Annotated in this window: 1 protein-coding gene; it reads left to right on the top strand. The window is 40.4% G+C overall.

Going from position 1 to position 1,568, the window contains the following annotated elements:
- Window positions 1-364, top strand: a 364-nt coding sequence (locus R7O13_RS24025; protein WP_318304820.1) for an SGNH/GDSL hydrolase family protein, incomplete at its 5' end; no start/stop codon positions are given.
- Window positions 365-1,568: the final 1,204 nt, after the last annotated feature.

Below are 1,568 nucleotides of genomic sequence, written 5' to 3'. Positions count from 1 at the left end.
TAAACAGAGATTTAATAAGATTGTTATTCACGTCGGTGGCAATGACACCCGGTTACGCCAGTCGGAGGTCACTAAAATTGATGTTGCCTTGGTGTGTGAATACGCTAAAACTATGTCGGACTCCTTAGTTTTCTCTGGACCCCTCCCAAATCTGACCAGTGATGACATGTTTAGCCGCATGTCATCATTTAACCGCTGGCTGTCCAGGTGGTGTCCAGCAAACGATGTGGGTTTCGTTAATAATTGGCAAACTTTCTGGGGAAAACCTGGTCTTATTAGGAGAGACGGCATTCATCCCACTTTGGATGGAGCTGCTCTCATTTTTAGGAATCTGGCAAACTTTATTAGTAATTTAAATCCCTGACAACCCAGAGTTGAGACCAGGACAGAGAGTTGCAGTCCTAAACGCCTCTCTGAGCTTCTAGTTCAGTTACCCAGCCATAGTTTTCATAGTTTTATACAAACGGTGTCTGTCCCCCGACCGCCTAAATTATCTAAATCTAAAATTAAACAAAGAGGAGTTGTGCATAACAACCTCATAAAAATTAAAACCTCATTCTGTGACAGAAAGACAAAACAGGAGAATTAAATGTGGACTGTTAAATATCAGGTCTCTATCGTCTAAAGCAGTGTTAGTAAACAAATTAATATCAGATAACCATACTGATTTTTACTCAGTCTCACTGAAACCTGGCTGTGTCAAGATGAATATGTTAGTCTAAATGAGTCCACTCCTCCCAGTCATAATAATACCCACATTCCTTGAGGCAGCGGCCGAGGAGGGGGAGTTGCAGCCATTTTTAACTCTAGTCTGTTAATCAGCCCTAAACCTAAACTAGATTATAATTAATTTGAAAGCCTCGTTCTTAGTCTTTTGCATCCAACCTGGAAAACCTCGCAGCCACTTTTATTTGTTATAGTGTACCGTGCTCCTGGCCCATATTCTGAATTTGTATCTGAATTCTCAGAGTTTTTATCCAGTTTAGTTCTTAAATCAGATAAAGTTATTATCGTAGGCGATTTTAACATTCATGTCAATGTTGATAATGACTCCCTGGCTACCGTGTTGATCTGATTATTAGACTCCATTGGCTTCAGTCAGGGTGTACATGAACCCACTCACTGTTTTAACCATACCCTCGATCTAGTTCTGACGTATGGAATTGAAATTGATAACCTAAAAGTCTTTCCACAGAATCCCTCGCTATCGGATCATTATCTGATTACTTTTGATTTCTTTTTACTCGATTACACGCCACTCAGCAACAGTTACTATACTAGATGTTTATCAGACAGTGCTGTAGCAAAATTTAAGGAAAAACAGAGGTTTCCCGTGCCGACTTTAACCTCTCCCGAATTGATCATCTTGTCGATAGCATCGTAGGCTCGCTTGACTCTGTAGCTCCTCTTAAAAAGAAGTTAAAAAAGCAAAGAAAGTCCGCTCCTTGGTATAACTGTCAAACCCGTAGGTTAAAACAAATTTGAAAGGAACTGGCGATTAACCAAACTGGAAGAATCTCGTTTAATCTGGGCAGACAGTCTCAAAACTTATAAGAGGGGCCTCCGCA

It is taken from the genome of Vibrio sp. Y176 (assembly GCF_033438945.1).
This window is presented reverse-complemented; position numbering and strand designations above follow the sequence as displayed.